Origin of the sequence: Mesorhizobium sp. J428, from assembly GCF_024699925.1 — a bacterium.
Taxonomy (GTDB): domain Bacteria; phylum Pseudomonadota; class Alphaproteobacteria; order Rhizobiales; family Rhizobiaceae; genus Mesorhizobium_A.
Genome location: NZ_JAJOMX010000001.1, coordinates 3,953,965 through 3,973,755 on the forward strand (window position 1 = coordinate 3,953,965; position 19,791 = coordinate 3,973,755).

General features: G+C 65.2%; 19 protein-coding genes and 1 pseudogene. 10 read left to right on the forward strand and 10 right to left on the reverse strand.

Annotated features, from left to right (window positions below; all coding sequences use genetic code 11):
- Positions 1-64: 64 nt before the first annotated feature.
- Together scpA and LRS09_RS19830 are read right to left on the reverse strand one after the other, a co-directional pair.
- The gene (gene scpA / locus LRS09_RS19825) at positions 65-2,188 is read right to left on the reverse strand and encodes a methylmalonyl-CoA mutase (RefSeq protein ID WP_257808594.1); all 2,124 of its coding nucleotides are present in this window, start codon (positions 2,186-2,188) and stop codon (positions 65-67) included.
- Entirely contained in the window at positions 2,185-3,624 is a 1,440-nt protein-coding gene (locus LRS09_RS19830; protein ID WP_257808595.1) for a methylmalonyl-CoA mutase family protein, read from the reverse strand. The genes scpA and LRS09_RS19830 overlap by 4 nt, the downstream gene beginning before the upstream one ends.
- Positions 3,625-3,882: 258 nt before the next feature.
- Between LRS09_RS19830 and LRS09_RS19835 the strand changes: the two genes are divergently transcribed.
- Positions 3,883-5,463, forward strand: coding sequence for a helicase HerA-like C-terminal domain-containing protein (locus LRS09_RS19835; protein WP_257808596.1), 1,581 nt, complete (start codon positions 3,883-3,885; stop codon positions 5,461-5,463).
- A gap of 155 nt (positions 5,464-5,618) precedes the next feature.
- Here the strand turns inward: LRS09_RS19835 and LRS09_RS19840 are convergent.
- A pseudogene (locus LRS09_RS19840) lies at positions 5,619-6,522 on the reverse strand (LysR substrate-binding domain-containing protein).
- 140 nt (positions 6,523-6,662) lie between these two features.
- On the opposite strand from LRS09_RS19840, the gene LRS09_RS19845 reads away from it, so the two are divergent.
- Positions 6,663-6,995, forward strand: coding sequence for a nuclear transport factor 2 family protein (locus LRS09_RS19845; RefSeq protein ID WP_257808597.1), 333 nt, complete (start codon positions 6,663-6,665; stop codon positions 6,993-6,995).
- On the forward strand, positions 6,992-7,771 hold the full coding sequence (locus LRS09_RS19850) for an SDR family oxidoreductase (RefSeq protein WP_257808598.1): 780 nt from the start codon (positions 6,992-6,994) through the stop codon (positions 7,769-7,771). The genes LRS09_RS19845 and LRS09_RS19850 overlap by 4 nt, the downstream gene beginning before the upstream one ends.
- Before the next feature lie 206 nt (positions 7,772-7,977).
- Here LRS09_RS19850 and LRS09_RS19855 read toward each other — a convergent pair whose 3' ends face one another.
- From LRS09_RS19855 to LRS09_RS19870, 4 genes are all read right to left on the reverse strand, one after another.
- Positions 7,978-9,330, reverse strand: a complete 1,353-nt coding sequence (locus LRS09_RS19855; RefSeq protein WP_374684861.1) for an RNA polymerase sigma factor — start codon at positions 9,328-9,330, stop codon at positions 7,978-7,980.
- A complete protein-coding gene (locus LRS09_RS19860; protein WP_257808600.1) occupies positions 9,330-9,692 on the reverse strand; it encodes a YciI family protein in 363 nt (120 codons plus the stop codon). The genes LRS09_RS19855 and LRS09_RS19860 overlap by 1 nt, the downstream gene beginning before the upstream one ends.
- A 10-nt stretch (positions 9,693-9,702) precedes the next feature.
- Positions 9,703-10,095, reverse strand: coding sequence for an MAPEG family protein (locus LRS09_RS19865; protein WP_257808601.1), 393 nt, complete (start codon positions 10,093-10,095; stop codon positions 9,703-9,705).
- Between the two features lie 308 nt (positions 10,096-10,403).
- Complete coding sequence (locus tag LRS09_RS19870) at positions 10,404-11,579, reverse strand: AraC family transcriptional regulator (protein ID WP_257808602.1); 1,176 nt, start codon at positions 11,577-11,579, stop codon at positions 10,404-10,406.
- Between LRS09_RS19870 and LRS09_RS19875 the strand changes: the two genes are divergently transcribed.
- Positions 11,554-12,300 (forward strand): alpha/beta fold hydrolase, encoded by a 747-nt coding sequence (locus LRS09_RS19875; protein ID WP_257808604.1) that lies wholly within the window; start codon positions 11,554-11,556, stop codon positions 12,298-12,300. The genes LRS09_RS19870 and LRS09_RS19875 overlap by 26 nt on opposite strands.
- An 80-nt stretch (positions 12,301-12,380) precedes the next feature.
- Positions 12,381-12,614: a 2TM domain-containing protein gene (locus LRS09_RS19880; RefSeq protein ID WP_257808605.1), complete on the forward strand. Its 234-nt coding sequence runs from the start codon at positions 12,381-12,383 to the stop codon at positions 12,612-12,614.
- A gap of 215 nt (positions 12,615-12,829) precedes the next feature.
- Here the strand turns inward: LRS09_RS19880 and LRS09_RS19885 are convergent, their stop codons facing one another.
- Both LRS09_RS19885 and LRS09_RS19890 read right to left on the reverse strand, forming a co-directional pair.
- Positions 12,830-13,543 carry a L,D-transpeptidase gene (locus LRS09_RS19885; RefSeq protein WP_257808606.1) on the reverse strand — a complete coding sequence of 238 codons (714 nt, stop codon included), beginning with the start codon at positions 13,541-13,543 and terminating at the stop codon, positions 12,830-12,832.
- A gap of 145 nt (positions 13,544-13,688) precedes the next feature.
- Positions 13,689-14,369: a haloacid dehalogenase type II gene (locus tag LRS09_RS19890; protein ID WP_257808607.1), complete on the reverse strand. Its 681-nt coding sequence runs from the start codon at positions 14,367-14,369 to the stop codon at positions 13,689-13,691.
- Positions 14,370-14,532: 163 nt separating this feature from the next.
- Between LRS09_RS19890 and LRS09_RS19895 the strand changes: the two genes are divergently transcribed.
- From LRS09_RS19895 to LRS09_RS19915, 5 genes are all read left to right on the forward strand, one after another.
- The gene (locus tag LRS09_RS19895; protein WP_257808609.1) at positions 14,533-15,402 is read left to right on the forward strand and encodes a branched-chain amino acid aminotransferase; all 870 of its coding nucleotides are present in this window, start codon (positions 14,533-14,535) and stop codon (positions 15,400-15,402) included.
- Positions 15,403-15,560: 158 nt separating this feature from the next.
- Entirely contained in the window at positions 15,561-16,157 is a 597-nt protein-coding gene (locus LRS09_RS19900; RefSeq protein ID WP_257808610.1) for a superoxide dismutase, read from the forward strand.
- A 183-nt stretch (positions 16,158-16,340) separates the two neighbouring features.
- Positions 16,341-16,769 (forward strand): cytochrome c, encoded by a 429-nt coding sequence (locus LRS09_RS19905; RefSeq protein ID WP_257808611.1) that lies wholly within the window; start codon positions 16,341-16,343, stop codon positions 16,767-16,769.
- A 155-nt stretch (positions 16,770-16,924) separates the two neighbouring features.
- On the forward strand, positions 16,925-17,365 hold the full coding sequence (locus LRS09_RS19910; protein WP_257808612.1) for a cytochrome c: 441 nt from the start codon (positions 16,925-16,927) through the stop codon (positions 17,363-17,365).
- Positions 17,366-17,376: 11 nt separating this feature from the next.
- On the forward strand, positions 17,377-18,315 hold the full coding sequence (locus LRS09_RS19915) for a cytochrome c (protein WP_257808613.1): 939 nt from the start codon (positions 17,377-17,379) through the stop codon (positions 18,313-18,315).
- Positions 18,316-18,318: 3 nt separating this feature from the next.
- Here LRS09_RS19915 and LRS09_RS19920 read toward each other — a convergent pair whose 3' ends face one another.
- The gene (locus tag LRS09_RS19920; RefSeq protein ID WP_257808614.1) at positions 18,319-19,785 is read right to left on the reverse strand and encodes an MFS transporter; all 1,467 of its coding nucleotides are present in this window, start codon (positions 19,783-19,785) and stop codon (positions 18,319-18,321) included.
- Between the last annotated feature and the right edge of the window lie 6 nt (positions 19,786-19,791).

Sequence of the window (19,791 nt, forward strand, 5' to 3'; positions counted from 1 at the left end):
CGAATGTTGCAACATTCATTACAACATAGTTGCCCATGAGTTGCAACGCTTGTTGTAACTCTGACTACCCCGCCATCAACCGGTCCATCAGGTCGTTCGCCGCCTCCGGGATCACCGTGCCGGGCGGGAAGATGGCGGCGGCGCCGGCCTTGAGAACGGCATCGAAGTCGTCGGGCGGGATGACGCCGCCGGCGATGATCATGATGTCGGAGCGGCCGGCGCGGTCCAGCGCCTGCTTGAGTTCGGGGACCAGCGTCAGGTGGCCGGCGGCGAGCGAGGAGGCGCCGACGATGTGGACGTCGTGGTCGATGGCGAGTTTTGCCACTTCCTCCGGCGTCTGGAACATGGCGCCGACGGTGACGTCGAAGCCGAGGTCGATGAAGGCGGTGGCGATGACCTTCTGGCCGCGGTCGTGGCCGTCCTGGCCCATCTTGGCGACGAGGATACGCGGGGCTGAGCCGTGCTTGGCCTTGAAGGCCTCGACCTTGTCATGGACGATGTCGACCACGGGCAGGTCGCCGACCGCCTTGCGGTAGACGCCGGAGATGGTCTTCACTTCTGCCGCGTGGCGGCCGAACACCTTTTCCATCGCGAAGGACATTTCCCCGACGGTGGCGCCGGCGCGGGCGGCGCGGATGCAGAATTCGAGCAGGTTGCCGTCGCCGTGCGCGGCCGTGGTCAGTGCGTCGAGCGCAGTCTCGACGGCGGTAACGTCGCGGGTGCCCTTGAGCTGCTGCAGCTTGGCGAGCTGGCGGGCGCGGACCTCGGCATTGTCGACCTTGAGCACGTCGACCTCGATGTCCTGCTCGGGCTTGTGGACGTTGACGCCGACCAGCGCCTGTTCCTGGCTGTCGATGCGGGCCTGGGTGCGGGCCGAGGCCTCCTCGATGCGCATCTTGGGGATGCCGGCCTCGATGGCCGCCGCCATGCCGCCGAGGCTCTCGACTTCTTCGATATGGGCGAGCGCACGCGTGGCGAGGTCGTGGGTAAGGCGCTCGATGAAGGCCGAGCCGCCCCACGGATCGATGACGCGCGTGGTGCCGGATTCCTTCTGCAGCAGGATCTGCGTGTTGCGGGCGATCCGGGCCGAGTGGTCGGTGGGCAGCGCCAACGCCTCGTCGAAGGAGTTGGTGTGCAGCGACTGGGTGCCGCCCTGGGTCGCGGCCATCGCCTCGATCATCGTGCGCACGATGTTGTTGTAGGGGTCCTGCGCGGTGAGCGACCAGCCCGAGGTCTGGGTGTGGGCGCGCAGCGCCAGCGACCTGGCGCTCTTCGGCGAGAAGTTCTTCTGCATCAGCGCGGCCCAGATGAGCCGGCCGGCACGCTGCTTGGCGACTTCCATGTAGAAGTTCATGCCGGCGTTCCAGAAGAAGGAGAGGCGCGGCGCGAAATTGTCGATGTCGAGGCCGGCCGCGACGCCGGCGCGCGCGTACTCGATGCCATCGGCGATGGTGTAGGCGAGCTCGAGGTCGACCGTCGCCCCGGCCTCCTGGATGTGGTAGCCCGAGATCGAGATCGAGTTGAACTTCGGCATCTCCCGCGACGTATAGGAGAAGATGTCGGAAATGATCCGCATCGACGGCTTCGGCGGGTAGATGTAGGTGTTGCGGACCATGAACTCCTTCAAGATGTCGTTCTGGATGGTCCCGGCGAGCTTGGCCGGCGGCACACCCTGTTCCTCGCCCGCGATGATGTAGAGCGCCATGATCGGCAGCACGGCGCCGTTCATGGTCATTGACACGGTCATCTGGTCGAGCGGGATGCCGTCGAAGAGCTGGCGCATGTCGAGGATGGAATCGATAGCCACGCCTGCCATGCCGACGTCGCCGGCGACGCGCGGATGGTCGCTGTCGTAACCGCGGTGGGTGGCGAGGTCGAAGGCGATGGAGAGGCCCTTCTGGCCGGACGCGAGGTTGCGGCGGTAGAAGGCGTTGGATTCCTCGGCCGTCGAGAAACCGGCATATTGCCGGATGGTCCAGGGCTGCTGGACATACATGGTGGGGTAGGGGCCGCGCAGATAGGGCGCAGTGCCGGGCATGTTGTCGAGGAAGGGCAGGCCGGCGAGATCCGCCTCGCCGTAATGCCGCTTGACAGCGATGCCTTCGGGCGTGTCCCAGACGGAGGCCGCCGCGGTCGGCGCCTGCGTCTTCGGGGCGCTCCAGTTGACGGTCGAGAAATCAGGGATCATCGGGCGGGCTCCGCGAACTGGTCGAGGCGATGCGGCGGCAGGGGCTCGCAGCTCAGGGGGCCGTCCTTCACAACGGTCCGCCGTTCGGCCGCGAGCACAGTCACCGGCCGCTCTTTCGCCATCGGATAAAGAGTGGTGCCGACGATCGGGCGCTTGCCCTCAGCCACCGCCGCGCGGCGCTTTGCGGCCTCCGCGCCGATGCGGGCCTGGAGCTTGCCGGCGGCGAGGCTCTCCATGATGCCGCCGTCGGCTTCGATCGCCTGGAATTCGCGCCAGGCGGCCGCGCAAAGCGCATCGGTGAGCGCCTCGACGCTGCCGGAGCCGGCCATCGGGTCGGCGACGAAGCCGACATGGCTTTCGTCGGCCAGGACGAGCTGCGTGTTGCGCGCGATGCGGCGGGCAAAGGCGTCCGGCAGGCCGTGCGCGATGGTGTAGGGCAGGATCGAGACGGAATCGGCCCCGCCCGCGACCGCCGCGAAACAGGCGATGGTGGTGCGCAGGATGTTGGTCTCGGGGTCCTTGTGCGTCATCATCCGGTAGGACGTCTCGGCGTGGATGACAGCCGGCGAGGGGTCGATGCCGCAGACCTCCTGCAGGCGCAGCCACAGTTTGCGCAGGGCGCGGAACTTCGCCGTGACGAGGAGCTGGTCCTGATCAGCGGAAAGCACGAAGCCGACATGCGGGGCGGCGTAGACGAGCGGCTGGCGCGCGTCCTCGAACATGCGCAGATGCGCGGCCGCGGTAGCGAGCGCCGCACCCAGCTCCTGCGCCTCGGTGGCGCCGGCATTGTGGTAGACGCGGCCGTCGGCCTCGACCAGCACGCCCGGCACGCCGAGCGCGAAGAAGTGGGCGAGCGACTGCGGCAGCGACGCCCGCATCGCCTCGATCGACATGCGCAGCCGTCCCGTGCCGGCGAACAATGCCGCGGGATCGATGCCGAAGGCGAGCTTGAGCCGCGACAGGTCCCGGCGCTTGGAGACGATGGCATGCACCAGCCAGTCGACGGCAGCGCGGCTGGCCGGATGGACGTCGATGCGGACATGCGTCTCGGCGAAGGAGACGCCGTCGAGCGCCTGGGTCAAGGCCTCGCCGGTTGCCGGCAGGCCGTAGCCGAACGCGTTGGGGGCGCCTTCGAAGACGAGGGAAAGCCCGGTCGCGCCGCCAGCGAGATCCTCGCGCACCTGCGCGTTGGCGCGGGCCGGATCGGGGTCGTCGACGCGCTGGATCACCTGCCAGGGACGCTCGACCTGGGCGCGCACGACATGAGCGGCCCCGGCGCGGCGCTCCGACAGCGGCTCGATGCGGATCCCGTCGTCGGTGGACGAGACGAGCGCGTCGTCGAAATCGGCCTCGCCGATCGCCTTGCGGGCCAGCTTCAGCCATTCCTCACGGCCGGCCTTCGGGAACGTCGTGGTCGTCAGAAGCGATTCGTCCATGAACTCTCCGGCGATCTTCCTGCGTCCCCTTCCCACCGAAGGGTAGGGGCAGGGGGAAGCCGCCGCAATGTAAAAGTCACGATCGCGCTCCCCCGCTGATGCGCCAGCAGATATGCGGAACAGCCGGCCTTATGCAACCATCCTTTCGGCAAATTCGCCGCACAGCCATTGTGGGGCAGACAGGCGGTTATTATACCGGGCGATCGTGGCGACGCCGCCGCGCCGAGATCAGAATTCGCACTGCGGAGAAAAGACCCGATGTGGGAGAAGCAGGATCAGAAGATCTTCCTTGGAGCGAGCCGCACACCTGCCAACGAGTATCAGAAGGCGGAAGACCTGCTGCTGAAATACGGCAACCGGCACGGCATCGTCACCGGCGCGACCGGCACCGGCAAGACGGTGACGCTGCAGATCCTGGCCGAAGGATTTTCCAATGCGGGCGTGCCGGTGTTCGCGGCCGACATCAAGGGCGACCTCTCCGGCGTCGCGGCGATGGGCGAGGCGAAGGACTTCCTCGTCAAGCGCGCCGCCGACGTGAAGCTCGACCCGTATGATTTCCAGGAGTTCCCGGTGATCTTCTGGGACCTGTTCGGCGAGCAGGGCCACCCGATCCGCGCGACCGTGTCCGAGATGGGGCCGCTGCTTCTGTCGCGGCTGATGAACCTGACCGATGCGCAGGAAGGCGTTGTCAACATCGCCTTCAAGCTTGCCGACGAGGAAGGCATGCTTTTGCTCGACCTCAAGGACCTGCAGGCAATGCTGGCCAACATGGCGGAGCGGGCTGCCGAGATCGGCGCGCGCTACGGCAACGTCACCCGGCAGTCGGTCGGCGCCATCCAGCGCAATCTTCTCGTGCTCGAACAGCAGGGCGCGGCGAACTTCTTCGGCGAGCCGGCGCTGAAAATCGCCGACCTGATGCGCAAGACGCCGGACGGGCGCGGCGCGATCAACGTGCTGGCCGCCGACAAGCTGATGAACAATCCGCGCCTCTACGCGACCTTCCTGCTATGGCTGATGTCGGAGCTGTTCGAGGAACTGCCCGAGGTGGGCGACCCGGACAAGCCGAAGCTCGTCTTCTTCTTTGACGAGGCGCATCTTTTGTTCAACGACGCGCCCAAGGCGCTGGTCGAGCGCGTCGAGCAGGTGGTGCGCCTGATCCGCTCGAAAGGCGTCGGCGTCTATTTCGTGACGCAGAACCCGCTCGACGTGCCGGAGACTGTGCTGGCGCAGCTCGGCAATCGCATCCAGCACGCTCTCCGCGCTTATACGCCGCGCGAGCAGAAGGCGGTGAAGACGGCCGCCGACACGTTCCGGCCGAACCCTGACTTCGACTGCGCCCAGGCGATCACCCAACTCGGCACCGGCGAGGCGCTGGTCTCGACGCTGGAGGAGAAGGGCATTCCGTCCATGGTGCAGCGGACGCTGATCCGCCCGCCCGCCTCGCGTCTCGGCCCGATCTCGCCCGAGGAGCGCAAGAAGGTGATGACCGACAGCCCGGTCGCCGGACAGTACGACGAGACGATCGACCGCGAATCCGCCTTCGAGATCCTGCAGAAGCGCGCAAGCCAAGCGCAGGACGCCGAGGCGAAGGCGCGCGAGCAGGAGGAACTGGCCGAGCCGCAGGGAAGGTCGCGCTGGACGCTGCCGGATTTCGGCGGCGGCGACGGAGGCGGCTACTCCCAGCCGCGCGGCCGCACCTCCTCCGCACCGCGCCCGCGCACGTCGAACCGCCAGTCGGTGACGGAAGCCGCGATCAAATCGGTCGTCCGCTCGGTAGGGTCGTCGGTCGGGCGGGCGATCGTGCGTGGGGTGCTGGGGAGTTTGAAGAAGGGGTTCTAGGGGCGAGGAGGCGGAGGGCGACGTCCGCGGAGCCGTCTCGTGACCGCTTTGTGACATCGCGCCATAAGACGCTGTCGCCGCGAATGCGGCCAAGGCTGCGATCAGTCCAAGATCACGCCTGGCAAATGTCAGGCGGGCATTTCCGACGCTGTTGCCTAGTTCGGGGCGCTGGCAAACTCACGGGCGGCCTGGATGAATGCGGTGAAGGCGGCAGGTGGGTTCTTTCGGCCGGGGTAGTAGAGCGCCAGCGGCGCCAGACTCGGGGTCCAATCTTCGAGAACGCGGACAAGCCGCCCGGCAGCAATGTCATCGCGCACGTCTGCTTCCATGACATACCCGATTCCGATGCCATTCTGCGCAGCGATCCGGACAAGGCTCGGTTCATCGAGGGTGATGGCACCCTGGACATCGATCTGCAGCGGGGTCCCGTCCTTCTCAAATCGCCATCGGAACAGGGCGTTGTTGGGAAGGCGCGAACGGATACATCGAAACCGGTAAAGGTCGTCCGGTACGGTCGGTTTGCCGTGGATGCGCAGGAAATCCGGTGAAGCGACGACCGCATTTTCACGCCGAAGTCCGAGCGAGACGGCGATCATGTCGGTGGGGCATGAGGTCGGCCGGCCTGAGGCCCATGTCAAACCCGCCGGCGATGACGTCAACCAGTCTTCCCTCCGTAACCAGGTCGATATGCACCTGAGGATAGCGCCGCAGAAATGGGAGGATGAGCGGCGCCATCACCTCCCGGGCCGCTGATGCGAAGGCATTGATGCGCAAGGTCCCGGTAGGCGTCTCCTGAAGCGACTGCGCGGCCAGCACTGCGTCGTGGATTTCCGTCATTGCCGGCCCGACCCGCTCGACAAACGCCTTTCCCGCGTCGGTCAGCGAAACGCTTCGCGTCGTTCGGTTGAACATGCGGACGCCCAAGCGCTGCTCAAGCTTGGCGATGGCGTTGCTCAGGGCTGTCGTGGACAGGCCGAGATCAAGCGCCGCAGCGCGGAAAGAGCCGTGACGGGCGATACTCAGGACGGCATCCAGGTCAGAAAGGAAGTCCCTCGTCATTATCCCTCTTTTCGAAATTCCTCGTTCCTATTTGTCCCAGTTATCGCAGCATTCGTCCAGTCTTAGATTAGCAATGTCGGCCCCAGAAAGGGTCGTGCCTGTAGTCGGCAAGGCTGCACAGACGATCTGGAGACCTGAAAATGACTGTCAAACTACCCGAAAGCATCGAGGCGTATTTCGCCGCCGAACATGACGGAAGCCCCGACGAGCTCGCCGCCGTCTTTACCGAGAAAGCCATCGTCAAGGATGCAGGCGAGAGCCTTGTGGGTCACGAAGCCATCCGCCAGTGGAAGGTCGACTACACCCAGAAATACGGCCACGTCACAACGGAACCTTTCTTCGTCACCACAGAGAACGGCAAGACCCAGGTAACGGCGCATGTTACCGGCAATTTCCCCGGCAGCCCGGTCGATCTGCGGTACTTCTTCGTCCTCGCCGGCGACAAGATCGCCGAGTTGGAGATCACGGTATGACGCCGTTCCTCACATTGCAGGGCCGTCGGGCCCTGATCACCGGCGGTACCCTGGGTGCCGGCGCCGCCACCGTGGCGCTCTTCCGGGAGCTGGGCGCGCGCGCACTGACGACCGCGCGCACCAAGCCGGCGGACTTTGCCGGCGACGGTTTCGTTGCAGCAGATCTGACCACCAAAGACGGGGTCCAGGCTGTCGTGCAGGCGGTGCATCGGGAACTTGGCGGGCTCGACATCCTCGTCAATGTCCTGGGCGGCTCTTCTGCTCCTTCGGGCGGCTTCGCAGCACTTGACGAAGCGGAATGGGACAAGGAGTTCAATCTCAACTTCTTCCCGGCTGTCAGGCTCGATCGCGCTCTCATCCCGGGCATGATCGCTCAGGGAAGCGGCGTGGTCATTCACGTGACGTCGATCCAGAATCGCCTGCCACTGCCGGAGGCGACCACTGGCTATGCATCGGCCAAGGCGGCGCTGAACACCTACAGTAAGAGCCTTTCCAAGGAGGTTTCTCCGAAGGGGGTTCGGGTGGTGCGCGTGTCTCCCGGCTGGATTGCCGATCGGGGAACCAATGGTCTGGCGCTCCGCATCGCCGAACAGGCCGGCATTGGCTACGAAGAAGCGATTCAGGTGATCATGAACTCGCTTGGAGGCATTCCACTGGGGCGGCCCGCCGAACCGAGAGAGGTCGCCGACCTGATTGCTTTCCTGGCCTCGGATCGAGCGTCATCCATAACCGGGACTGAGCATGTAATCGACGGGGGCACGGTTCCAACCGCCTAGCCGCGGTGCGCGTCGGCTCTCGGCCCACGCAGGAACCTGCATGACTTTGCGTTGTTGCTCGGCAAGGCAAAGGCAGCGATAAGTGGCAGGTCTTGGGTCTGCCACATCGCCCGCAAAATGAGCGGAATGGAGTCGGAAGTTGCTGTCGGCGCAATCATGTGTCGCGTGCTGGGGAGTTTGAAGAAGCGGTTCTGATGGAGTCTCGGTCAAGGATACGCAGATGTAGTCGGCGTATCCGCCTCGCGACCTGCGCGAACCGAAGCCGATGGCTGGCCTGTGGTGGAAAGCGGATCTGATCGCCCGGCAGCAGACACTTGCTCGATCGAGAGCGTGGTGGCGGGATGTGAGATGAGGAACTTGTTTAGAAGCCGGCGATCTGCATCGTTGTCCGTGAGCGCGAGTGCTGCAAGCCAGTTACGCCTTGCTTCTTCTATATTGCCGGCCTTGGCATACACAGCAGCCGCCGCAGCATGAAAGGGCTGGAAGCCTTCAAGGTCCGGCCGCAGCCTGCCAATCAGCGATAAGGCGGCGGGAACCCGGCCGGTTTCGGACAATGCCACGGCGTGGTTCAATCGGATGATCGGGGTCGGCTCCAGGAGGAGCAGGACGGTATAGAGATCAACGATCTGCGGCCAGTCGGGGCCTTCCTCGGCCATCTGGCAGCTGCTGATGGCCGCCTTGATCTGAAACGGACCGGCACGCTTGCGCGCCAATGCGCCATCAAGCAGAGCGCGTCCTTGCGTGATGCCCGCTGTGTTCCACAAGGAGCGGTCCTGCTCCGCGGGCGGCACGGTTGCACCGTCGGCACTGACGCGGGCAGCACGCCTGGCATCAGTTAACAGCATGAGCGCCAATGCGCCCTCGATCTCGGCCTCCGCCGGGCATAGGCTCAGAAGCAACTGCGTGAGGAATATGGCTTCCGAGCAGAGATCGCGCGGCTCGCCGGGTCCGGCAATGTAGCCCGTGGTGAAGATCAGATAGAGCGTGGTCAGCACCGTCTGCAGCCGCGCATTCCATTGCTCGGGCTCGGGAACCGCGAAGGGAATGCCGGCAGCCTTGATCTTGGCTTTTGCCCGGCTCAACCGCTGGCCCATGGTGGGCGCGGCGTCGAGGAAGAGTCGTGCAATTTCCTCGGTCGTCAGGCCGCAAACGGTCCGCAGCGTCAGGGCCACACGGGACTTTTCCTCGAGCGCGGGATGGCAGCAGGTAAAGATGAGGCGCAGCCGTTCATCGGGAATATCCTCGGCCGCCACATCGGGATCGAACACCGCAAGCTCGGCAAGGGTCGCCTCGCGCCTGGCGCTGCGGCCTTCGGTGCGGAGACGATCCAGCGCTTTGCGGCCAGCTACCTTGATCAGCCAACCCTGCGGGGATGCGGGCAGACCGCTGCGCGCCCAATGGACCTGGGCGGACAGGCAGGCTTCCTGCAAGGCGTCCTCGGCAAGCTGAAAGTCGCCCAGGCGCGCAACGAGCGCGGCCATGAGCCGCCCCCGGTCCTGCCGCAACACCTGCGTCAATGCGCGTGTAACGGCAATGGCCTGCGGGGCGGCTCCGGGCATCAGATGTTGGCCGGATTGTAGTTCATCAGGGGTCTCACCTCGATGGTGCCCCACGTCGCGACAGGCAGCATTTGAGCATAGCGCAATGCGGCGTCGAGATCGGGAACGTCGATGACGTAATAACCGCCCAGATGCTCACGGGTCTCGGCGAAAGGGCCATCCATCGTCTCGACCTTTCCATCGCGCACCCGGAGCGAGGTTGCAGTCTCCACGCCTTCCAGCGCTTCGCCGGCGCGCAGGACGCCGTCCGCATTGGCGCGGTCGTTGAAATCGGAAAAACCCTGCATCATCGCCTGGAACTCGGGCGTGCCATAGACGGGTTCGGCATCCGGAGCCGTATAGATCAAAAGCATGTATTGCATCGACAAGTCCTCAAGAGCCGAAGATGGTGAAGACGAGGCACACCATAACGTTAAGCGTGGCGAGCAGGCTAGCGGTGTTGCCGACGATCCGCAGCGGGTGAGCAGCGTTGTTTGCTTTCAGGCCGAACGGATGGACGATCCGACCAACCAGCAGCAGTGCCCCGGAGGTGTGCAGCCATATGGCGGCGGCGTCATTGCCTTCAGCAATGACCATCAAGGGCAGGACGATAGCGACCCATTCCACGAAATTTCCGTGCTGGCGCACCTTTTCGTGCAGAACGACGTTGCCTCCATCGCCGATCGATATCTTTAGTTTGGAGCGGGCAACGGTTACCCGAAACCAGAGGATCAGAAACAGCACGGCCAGGGGAAGTGCATAGAGCGCAGTGACTTGAAACAGCATGGTGTGTCCCTTGTAAGGTTACGACACCCCAAGGACGCCGCCAGCACTGCCGATTTCGACATCCCTATGTCCGGCGGCTCTTTTTTTGACTCTCAGAGCAGGCTGCCGGGCGCGGCGCGATCATTCTGGCGGTAATACGACGGCAAGAGTGATTGCTTTCGGATGTCCAAGGACGGAGCCGGGGACCGACTTCGATCGGAAGCGGCCATCGGCCGCGCGATCGTGCGCGGCGTGACGGGGAGCTTGAAGGGGTTTTGAGGGAGGCGAGCTGCGCCGTGATTTCGCAGCCTTGGAGCAGAATCAAAGACTTAGTAGAGGCTGCCGCGGGTGGCTGCCGGCGGATGGCCGAACTGCGCCTTGTAGGCCCGGCTGAACGCGGCTTCGGATTCATAGCCGATGTGGCGGCCGACTTCGCCGACCCTTGCATCGCTGCGCTGCAACATCCCATGCGCCAGGAGAAGCCGCCAGCGCGTCTGGTAGTGTAGCGGAGGGGCACCGATCAGCAGCGCGAAGCGTTCGGCAAAGTTCGAGCGCGACATGCGGGCCAGCGCGGCCAGTTCAGCAACGGTGCGGATACGAAACGGCTCTTCGTGGATTGCCTTCAGCACTCTGCTGATCCGCGGGTCGGCTAGCGCGCCCAGCCAGCCGCGATCCTCAGGCTTTGCCGTTCGCACCCACAAACGCATCGCATGGATCACCAGCACGTCCATCATCCGCGAGGCCAAGACCGCTGCACCGGCACGGGCATCCGCCGCTTCGGCCAGAAGCGTGCGGACCGTCCCGGCGAGCCAGTCGCCACCCTCGGTGCCGGCGGGGACATGGATTAGCGAAGGCAGGACCGCCAGCATCGAGGTGAGGTTGTCTCCCTGAAACCGGAACGTTCCGGAGATGAGCCGGACGGTCGAACCTTCGCCCGGAAAGCGCAGCAGCGAGCCTTGAGGATACATATAGCGAGCCAAGGCAGTGTTTAGCGGGACCGGAACCCCGTCGCCCATGCCGATCACGTGCGCGCTTTCCTGCGGCAGGAGAATGAAGTCGCCGCTACGGACCATCACCTGGTGACCATCGCTGGCCGTCACCATGACCTCACCCGTCTCGACCAGGTGAAAACAGGCGGCGCCTGCTGCAAAGGACAGCGCCCAGGGCGCAACCAGATCGACTGAAAACACCCGTTCGCCGGCCAGACGGATCAGACCGAGGATCTGTGACAGGAAGTCGTCGCTGAGTCCTGTCGGCGAACCAGGATGGCCGGATTCCAGGGCAAGTCTTCCCGAGGTGCGGTCATGGTTCGGCATGCGGCCTTCCCTTAGATATTGCTCACCGAACGCGAGAAACCCCAGCAAACCGGGGCGCAGCGCGAGGTACAAAACCTGAAACCGCAGTCTGAACCGGCCAACGGGCAACGGCAAGCGACTTTGCCGATCGTCCAGACGTGGCCACACCAAAAGGAGACGAACAATGAAATCCCTTATTTCCGCGCTCATGCTGGGCACTGCTGTGCTTGGCGCCCCTGCGCCCGGCGCCGCAGAACCTATCCGCAACATCGTCCTCGTTCACGGCGCCTTTGCCGACGAATCGAGCTGGGACAAGGTCGCGGTGATCCTGACCAACCGTGGCTACACCGTCACCCAGGTCGCCAATCCGCTGACCTCGCTGGCCGACGACGTGGCCGCGACCAATGCGGCGCTCGACGCTCAGGACGGCCCGGCCGTTCTGGTCGGTCATTCCTGGGCCGGCGTGGTGATCGGCGAAGCCGGCAATCACGCCAATGTCGCATCGCTCGGCTATGTCTCGGCCTTCGCTCCTGACCGGGGCGAGTCTCTGACCGCGCTGCTCTCGGCTGGCGAGCCAAGCGAAGGTGTCAAGGCGATCCGTCCGAACGACCAGGGCGGGCTGGTCTTCGACCAGGCGGCCTTCCCGGCGCTGTTTGCCGGCGACCTGCCAGTGGCGGAAGCCGAGGCGATGGCGGCGGCGCAGCTGCCCTCCAACCCCGCCAATTTCGAGGCAGTGGCGGATGTGGCAGCCTGGCATGACAAGCCCAGCTTCTATGTCGTGACCACTGCCGATCGAGTGGTGCCGGCCGCTGCCCAGCACTTCTTCGCCGGCCGCATCGGCGCCGCGATCACCGAGATCGACGCCAGCCATGCCGGTCTCGTCTCACGGCCCGAAGCAGTGGCCGATGCCATCGAAGCCGCGACGCGTTGACCCCGCGAACCGGGCACCGGCGAAACCTGCTGGTGCCCGTGACGCGAGACCATGAAACCCAAATCCAAGAGGAGACTGTCATGACCACGCATTCTTACACTCCCAAGGCTCCGCTCACCCTGAACCAACGCCAGCTCGGCTTCAGCATCCACGCCATGGTCTTCGTGCCGGTCATCCTGGCGCAGCTGATCATCAACTACATCATCGGCGGCTACCCGTGGTCGCTCTGGACACTCGCCGGCTGGGGCATCGGCCTTCTGGCCCACTGGTTCTTCGTCCTCGGTCCCGGTGCCCGGCATCGCCGACTGGACTGAACGTGCCGCTGGCACAGACCAAACACCCCGCCGCCGAGGCAGTGGGGTGTTTTCGTTTGGGCCGGTGTGGCCTGCTCGAAATCCAGGATCAGTCCACCTCGGCCAGGTTTGCCGATAGCCGACTCCTGAAGCGTTTCGGCGAGATGCTGCCCGAGAGGCGCAAGTTCCAACAGTCGGGGTAGATTTCCGTCCAGTTTGTTGGAACTTTCCAGCCGTCAGGCGGTGGCGAGGCCGGAGGTCACCAGGATCGGCGACTTGTTCGGGACGCGGTCGAAGAGGTCGATGATGTCCTGATTGAGCAGGCGCACGCAGCCGGAGGAGACTGACTTGCCGATCGACCACCATTCCGGCGAACCGTGCAGGCGGTAGAGCGTGTCCTCATTGTTCTGGAAGATGTAGAGGGCGCGCGCGCCGAGCGGGTTGTCGAGGCCGGGCGGCATGCCGCCATTGGCGGCGCTCCACTTGGCGAGCTCCGGCTGGCGGCCGATCATCTCGTCGGGCGGCGTCCATTTCGGCCACGCCTTCTTCCACTGGATGACGGCCCGGCCCGACCATTCGAAGCCGGCGCGGCCGAGGCCGACGCCATAGCGGATCGCCTCGCCGCCGCCGCGCACCAGATAGAGGAAGTGGGCAGACGTATCGACCACGATCGTTCCGGCCGGCTCGCCGGTCGGATCGGCGACCACCTGGCGCAGGAACTGGCGGTCCATCTTCTCGATCGGGATGGCGGGAAGCTGGAAGCCTCCGTCCTCGCGCGCCGCATACATGGTCGCATAGGAGCCGAAGGCCGGGTCGACGCCGAATTGCGGGCGCTGCGCCATCTCAGGCGGCGGCGTGGTGCCAACGGTCGTGCAGCCCGACACCGCGAGCGCGGCGCCGCCGGCGATGAAGGCCCGGCGGCTGAGATTGGGGGAGGAGGTGAATGTCATGATATCCCGAAGCCCTTGCTTATTTTGGCGCAACGCCGGCCCTCCTCTCCGGTTGCAGCGCGAAAGCTTTAGGCTTGGTAAATCCGGCGTGAAGGTGGGCAAAGCTTGACGAAGATGTGACCGGGCCGGCCCTGTTGCGCGAACGTCACAGGGAGCGTGCGGCGAGGCCTTCGAGCGAGGTCAGGATCAGGTCTGGCGCGAAGTCGGCATATTCGTCCGGCTGGCCGGTGCGGTTGATCCAGACGGTGCGGAAGCCGAACTTCTTCGCGCCCGCCGCGTCCCACCGGTTCGACGATTGGAACGAGACCTTGTCCGGATAGAGCCGCCAGGCGGTGGTGACCAGATCATAGACGGAGGGATCGGTCTTGAAGCGCCGCACCTGGTCGACCGAGAAGATCTCGTCGATGACGAGGTCCAGCCCCGCCGATCTGACGGCGGCGTCGAGCATGGACGCCGACCCGTTGGAGAGGATCGCGATGCGGCCGCCATGCGCCTTCAGTTCCTTGAGGACGGCGGGGATCTCTGGATAGCAGTCGAGGTGCCAGTAGGCGTCGAGCAGGGATGTCCGGATCGACGGATCGACCGTCGGCACCTTGCGGAGCGCGAAGTCGAGCGCCTGCTCGGTCAGCTGCCAGAAATCGAGATAGGCCCCCATCAGCGTGCGGGTCCAGGAATATTCGAGCTGCTTGGCACGCCAAATCTCGGAGAGAAGCTGGCCGTCCGGGCCGATCTTCGCCGCATGGCGCCTTACCGCCGCATGAACGTCGAACAGGGTGCCGTAGGCGTCGAAGACGAAGGCGGAATAGGAGGAGGGGCGCGGCTGCATCGGCACTGAGTCTGAGTCCACGTAGCCGGGCGGGTCAAGCCTTGGATGATCCGAAGACACGAACTTTGGACCAAGAGTGCCTGCCGACAGGCATTTGACGTTGGCATTTCGCGGGAATTGACTAGAAAGACCGCAGCTGATCACGACCCGGCAGGCTTTCCCGATGTCTTTTGCTACTCCCGCTCCGTCGCTGACCTGGACTTATGTCGATGGCGACTGGCACGAAGGCAATGTCGCGCTCCTCGGCCCGCGCAGCCATGCGATGTGGCTTGCCTCCTCCGTATTCGATGGCGCGCGCTGGTTTGAGAATGTATCGCCGGACCTCGATCTGCATTGCGAGCGCGTGAACCGGTCGGCGACGGCGCTCGGCCTCGCCCCGCTCATGTCGGCCGAGGAGATCGAAGGCCTGACCTATGAAGGATTGAAAAGATTCGACGGCAAGACGGCGGTCTACATCCGCCCGATGTACTGGGCCGAGGACGGCGGCTACATGGGCGTGCCGGCCGATCCGGCGACGACCCGGTTCTGCCTGTGCCTCTACGAATCGCCGATGATTCCCTCGTCCGGCTTTTCGGTCACCGTCTCGCCGTTCCGCCGCCCGAGCCTCGAAACGATGCCGACCAATGCCAAGGCGGGGTGCCTCTATCCGAACAACGGCCGGGCGATCCTGGAGGCGAAGTCGCGGGGCTTCGACAATGCGCTTGTGCTGGATATGCTGGGCAACGTTGCCGAGACGGCGTCGTCGAACGTGTTCATGGTGAAGGACGGCGTGGCGTTCACGCCCGTTGCCAACGGATCCTTCCTGTCAGGCATCACCCGCTTCCGCACGATTTCGCTTCTGGCCGAGGCGGGCATCCAGACCGTGGAGAAGGTGCTGACGGTGCGCGATTTCATGGATGCGGACGAGATCTTCTCGACCGGTAACCACTCGAAGGTCGTGCCCGTGACGCGCATCGAGGAACGCCACCTGCAGGCTGGCCCGGTCGCCAAGAAAGCCCGCGAGCTTTACTGGGACTTCGCGCATTCCGCCTGAACCGGGGGAAGCTATTCCGCCCACAAACGTGAATCTGGTGACGGCCGCCGTTCCCTTCCGCCACCTGACGTCCTAGATAGGGAACGAAGCCGCCGGAGCGGGATTGCCATAGGGATCCCGCGTCGCGCGCAGTTTCATTTCAAACAGGAGATTGAGCCATGGCTTTCGAATTGCCCCCGCTGCCCTACGACTACGAGGCGCTGCAGCCCTTCATGTCGAAGGAGACGCTCGAATATCACCACGACAAGCACCACAAGGCCTATGTCGACAACGGCAACAAGCTGGCGGCCGAAGCCGGTCTCGACGGCAAGTCGGTCGAGGAAGTGGTGAAGGCGTCGTTCGGCAAGAATGCCGGCCTCTTCAACAACGCAGCCCAGCATTACAACCACATCCATTTCTGGAAGTGGATGAAGAAGGGCGGCGGCGGCAACAAGCTGCCGGCCAAGCTGCAAAAGGCGGTCGACAGCGACCTCGGCGGCTACGACAAGTTCAAGGCCGATTTCATCGCCGCCGGCACGACGCAGTTCGGCTCCGGCTGGGCCTGGGTGTCGGTGAAGGACGGCAAGCTCGAAATCTCCAAGACCCCGAACGGCGAGAACCCGCTGGTGCACGGCGCGTCGCCGATCCTCGGCGTCGACGTATGGGAGCATTCGTACTACATCGACTACCGCAATGCGCGCCCGAAGTATCTTGAGGCGTTCGTCGACAGTCTGATCAACTGGGACTACGTACTGGAGATGTACGAGAAGGCCTGATCCGGCGCTGGTTCCGGAAGGAACGACCGATCGGAAAGCCCCCGGCATTGCCGGGGGCTTTTTGCATATGCTATCACGAAAGCGTGAAGCGGAAGGTTGGGCTTGGCGGAAATATGCGGGCTGTTGCAGCGTTGAAGGTTCGGGGACACGCTCTCCGATCATAGCCAGCCTGGAGCCAGCCATATGAAATCTCTTGCACTGTCGCTTGCCATCGTCGCCGCCGCATTGACGGCGGCCCATGCCGACCCGATCGCCGACCGCAAGGCGCTGATGAAGGAGCGCGGCGGCCTCGTCGGCCAGATCGCGCCGATCGCCAAGGGCGAGCAGCCCTTCGACGCCGCCAAGGTGGCGGAGGTGTTCACCGCGCTGCAGGCCAACGCGGAGAAATACGACGTCGACGCCCTGTTCCCGGCCGACAGCAAGACCGGCGACACGAAGGCCTCGCCGAAGATCTGGGAGGACATGGCCGGCTACAAGGCGCAGGCCGAGAAATACAAGGCGGATGTGACCGCCGCGGCTGCCGCGAAGCCTCAGGACGTCGACGCATTCCGTGCCGAGTTTGGCAAGGTGACAGCGAATTGCGGAGCCTGCCACCAGGCCTGGCGCCTTTAGGGCAAAGCTCCGCGCACGTTCGGTTGATCGCCGCGCCGGCGCGCGGCGATCACCAAAGCGTGACTCGACGTGAGGCGACAGCCGGAAAAATCCGGGCGATTTGAGGATGTTAGAGGGATTCCCCTCGATCTTCATCCAGCCCGGAGCCAGACATAATGAAGTTCGTAGTCCTGTCCGTGTCCATCCTTGCCCTGAGCGCCTCGGCTGCGCTGGCGGAGCCGATCGCCGACCGCAAGGCGCAGATGAAGGCGCGCGGCGCGCTGGTGGGCGAACTGGCACCGATCGCACGTGGACAGCGGCCCTATGACGCCGCCAAGGTGATGGCGACGCTGGAGGAAATGTCGAAGAACGCCGAGACGGATGTCTCCGTGCTGTGGCCGACCGGCAGCGAGGCGGGCGACCACACCTCTGCGCCGAAAGTGTGGGAGGACCCGTCCGCCTTCAAGGCGGCCGTGGACAAGTACCCAGTCGGACGTCGATGCCGCGGTTGCAGCGAATCCGCAGGACATCGACGCTTTCCGGCCGCTGTTCGGTGCGATAACCTCGAATTGCGGCGCATGCCACGAGGATTTCCGGGTCAAGCGCGGCTGATCTAGGGGGAGAGGCGATGGCTGGAGCGGTTCGCAAGCTTATCGTCGGCGCAGCGCTGCTTGCGGCGGCCGGCGGCGCGGCTTTCTGGTTCCTGACGGCGCCGGAGCGGATCCCCGAGGCGGAGATCGCAGCGCTCGCGCCGGGAGACGCGGCGCGCGGCGAGCGCATCTTCTACGCGGCTGGCTGCGCCTCGTGCCATGCCTCGGCGGAGGCGGACCCGAGCCAGCCGCCGCGGCTTGCCGGCGGCCTGAGACTCGTCACCGATTTCGGCACCTTTGTCGCGCCGAACATCTCGCAGCACCCGACCGACGGCATCGGCGCCTGGTCGCTCGCCGACCTGGCGAACGCCATGCAGAAGGGCGTTTCGCCGGACGGCCGGCACTACTATCCGGCCTTCCCGTATGCCTCTTATACCCGCATGAAGCTGGCGGACATCGCCGACCTCCATGCTTTCATGAAGACGCTGCCGGCGGTCGAGGGCAGGGCACCGGGCAACGAACTTGGCTTTCCGTTCAACATCTCGCGCGGCATCGGTCTGTGGAAGCTGGTGAACCTGTCGCCGGCCCCGGTGCTTTCGCTGCCCGGCGCGTCGGAACAAGTGCTGGCGGGACAGTATCTGGTCGAGGGGCCGGGGCACTGCGGCGAATGCCACACGCCGCGCGACTTCACCGGCGGCATCGACAAGGCGCAGTGGCTGGCGGGTGCAGCGGCGGCGGAGGGCGACGGCGTCGTGCCGAACATCACGCCGCAAAGCGCTGCCATCGGCGGGTGGTCCGAGAGTGACATCGCCGAATATCTGAAGAGCGGCTTCACGCCGGACTTCGATTCGGCGGGAGGCGCGATGGCGGTGGTGGTTAAGAACACCGGACACCTTTCCGACGACGACCGCGCCGCGATCGCCGCCTATCTCAAGGCCGTGCCGGGACGGCCGAACGGCTATCCGGCGACGCAGTGATCCTCAGGCCTCGACAGGCATGGCCTGCGCGGCCTGCGGCCCGGTGGCAGGGCGCGCCGGCCGCTTGAGGAAGAGCACCAGGAACGCGACGGCGATGAAGCTGCAGAGGCTGTAGACCAGGGCCGCCGAGAGCGCGCCGATGAAGGCCGGGTGCGGCCCGGCGCCGGAGGCAAAGCCGCCGGTCAGGCTGGAGAAGAAGATCTGCCCGGCGATGGCGATGCCGAAGGCGCTGCCGAGCTGCTGGAAGGATTGCAGCGAGCCGGCGCCCGAGCCTGCGTCGCGCGGCTCGACGCTCGCCAGCGCAGTCTGCATCAGCGGCGCGATCGCGGTACCCATGCCCAAGCCGGAGAAGAGCAGCGGCGCGAGGAACTGCCAGTGATCCACGGCATCGCCTATGCCTTGCACGACGAAGCGCAGCCAGGCCATGCCGCAGAGCAGGATGAGCGCGCCGGTCGCGATGCGCTGGCGGTGCCAGCGCGAGCCGATGCGGCCGTTGAGGATCGAGGCGACCAGCACGCCGACCGGGAAGGGCATTGTGGTCAGGCCGGCCATCAGCGGGGTAAAGCCGAAGCCCTGCTGCAGGAAGATGGCCAGGAACAGGAACACCGCCATCGAACCGGAGAAGAAGATCAGCACCATGCCGCCGCCGAGCACGAAATTGCCGTTGGCGAGCAGCGAGGCCGGCAACAGCTGGCTGAGCCCGCGCGCCGCCCGCGAACGCTCGTAGAGCACGAACAGCGCTGCGCCGATAAGGCCGGCGACCAGCATGACGAACGCCCAGAGCGGCCAGCCGAGCGTGTGGCCCTCGATGAGCGGGAAGATGACGAGCAGGATGGAGACGACGGCGAGGGCGATGCCGCCCCAGTCGTTGGTGAGGTTCGGATGCCGTTCCGTCGCGGGCACGATCGCGCGGGCGGCGAGCAGCACGGCAATGCCGATCGGGATGTTGACCAGGAAGATCGGCCGCCAGTCGAGGCCGAAAAAGTCGCCGCCGATCAGCAGGCCGCCGATGAGCGGCCCCGTGACCGAGCCGAGGCCGGCGGTGAGGCCGAAGAAGGAGAAGGCGTGCGCTCTTTCCTCCGGAGGAAACATGGATTGGGCGATGGCGAGAACCTGCGGCATCATCATTGCGCCGGTGAGGCCCTGCAGGATGCGCGCGCCGATCAGCACATCGGTGGTGGGCGCGAGGCCGCAGAGAGCGGAGAAGAAGGTGAAGCCGGCGACGCCGGTCATGAACATGCGCTTGCGGCCGATCTGGTCGCCGAGCCGCCCGAAGGGCAGCAGCGCCAGCGCGAAGGCCAGCACATAGGCGGCCACCACCCATTCGATCTCGGAAGAGGAAGCGCCGAGGCTCGCCTGGAGCCGCGGCAGGGCGACGTTGACGATCGAGACGTCGACCATGTTCATGAAGGCTGCGGCCAGGAGGGTGAGGAGCGCGGCCCAGCGGCGGGGGTAGGCGGAAGTGGTCATGGAAGA

Coding starts and splice junctions, on each gene's coding strand:
- scpA (WP_257808594.1), bottom strand. CDS start 2,188: ATGATCCCTGATTTCTCGACCGTCAACTGGAGCGCCCCGAAGACGCAG.
- LRS09_RS19830 (WP_257808595.1), bottom strand. CDS start 3,624: ATGGACGAATCGCTTCTGACGACCACGACGTTCCCGAAGGCCGGCCGT.
- LRS09_RS19835 (WP_257808596.1), top strand. CDS start 3,883: ATGTGGGAGAAGCAGGATCAGAAGATCTTCCTTGGAGCGAGCCGCACA.
- LRS09_RS19845 (WP_257808597.1), top strand. CDS start 6,663: ATGACTGTCAAACTACCCGAAAGCATCGAGGCGTATTTCGCCGCCGAA.
- LRS09_RS19850 (WP_257808598.1), top strand. CDS start 6,992: ATGACGCCGTTCCTCACATTGCAGGGCCGTCGGGCCCTGATCACCGGC.
- LRS09_RS19855 (WP_374684861.1), bottom strand. CDS start 9,330: ATGCCCGGAGCCGCCCCGCAGGCCATTGCCGTTACACGCGCATTGACG.
- LRS09_RS19860 (WP_257808600.1), bottom strand. CDS start 9,692: ATGCAATACATGCTTTTGATCTATACGGCTCCGGATGCCGAACCCGTC.
- LRS09_RS19865 (WP_257808601.1), bottom strand. CDS start 10,095: ATGCTGTTTCAAGTCACTGCGCTCTATGCACTTCCCCTGGCCGTGCTG.
- LRS09_RS19875 (WP_257808604.1), top strand. CDS start 11,554: ATGAAATCCCTTATTTCCGCGCTCATGCTGGGCACTGCTGTGCTTGGC.
- LRS09_RS19870 (WP_257808602.1), bottom strand. CDS start 11,579: ATGAGCGCGGAAATAAGGGATTTCATTGTTCGTCTCCTTTTGGTGTGG.
- LRS09_RS19880 (WP_257808605.1), top strand. CDS start 12,381: ATGACCACGCATTCTTACACTCCCAAGGCTCCGCTCACCCTGAACCAA.
- LRS09_RS19885 (WP_257808606.1), bottom strand. CDS start 13,543: ATGACATTCACCTCCTCCCCCAATCTCAGCCGCCGGGCCTTCATCGCC.
- LRS09_RS19890 (WP_257808607.1), bottom strand. CDS start 14,369: ATGCAGCCGCGCCCCTCCTCCTATTCCGCCTTCGTCTTCGACGCCTAC.
- LRS09_RS19895 (WP_257808609.1), top strand. CDS start 14,533: ATGTCTTTTGCTACTCCCGCTCCGTCGCTGACCTGGACTTATGTCGAT.
- LRS09_RS19900 (WP_257808610.1), top strand. CDS start 15,561: ATGGCTTTCGAATTGCCCCCGCTGCCCTACGACTACGAGGCGCTGCAG.
- LRS09_RS19905 (WP_257808611.1), top strand. CDS start 16,341: ATGAAATCTCTTGCACTGTCGCTTGCCATCGTCGCCGCCGCATTGACG.
- LRS09_RS19910 (WP_257808612.1), top strand. CDS start 16,925: ATGAAGTTCGTAGTCCTGTCCGTGTCCATCCTTGCCCTGAGCGCCTCG.
- LRS09_RS19915 (WP_257808613.1), top strand. CDS start 17,377: ATGGCTGGAGCGGTTCGCAAGCTTATCGTCGGCGCAGCGCTGCTTGCG.
- LRS09_RS19920 (WP_257808614.1), bottom strand. CDS start 19,785: ATGACCACTTCCGCCTACCCCCGCCGCTGGGCCGCGCTCCTCACCCTC.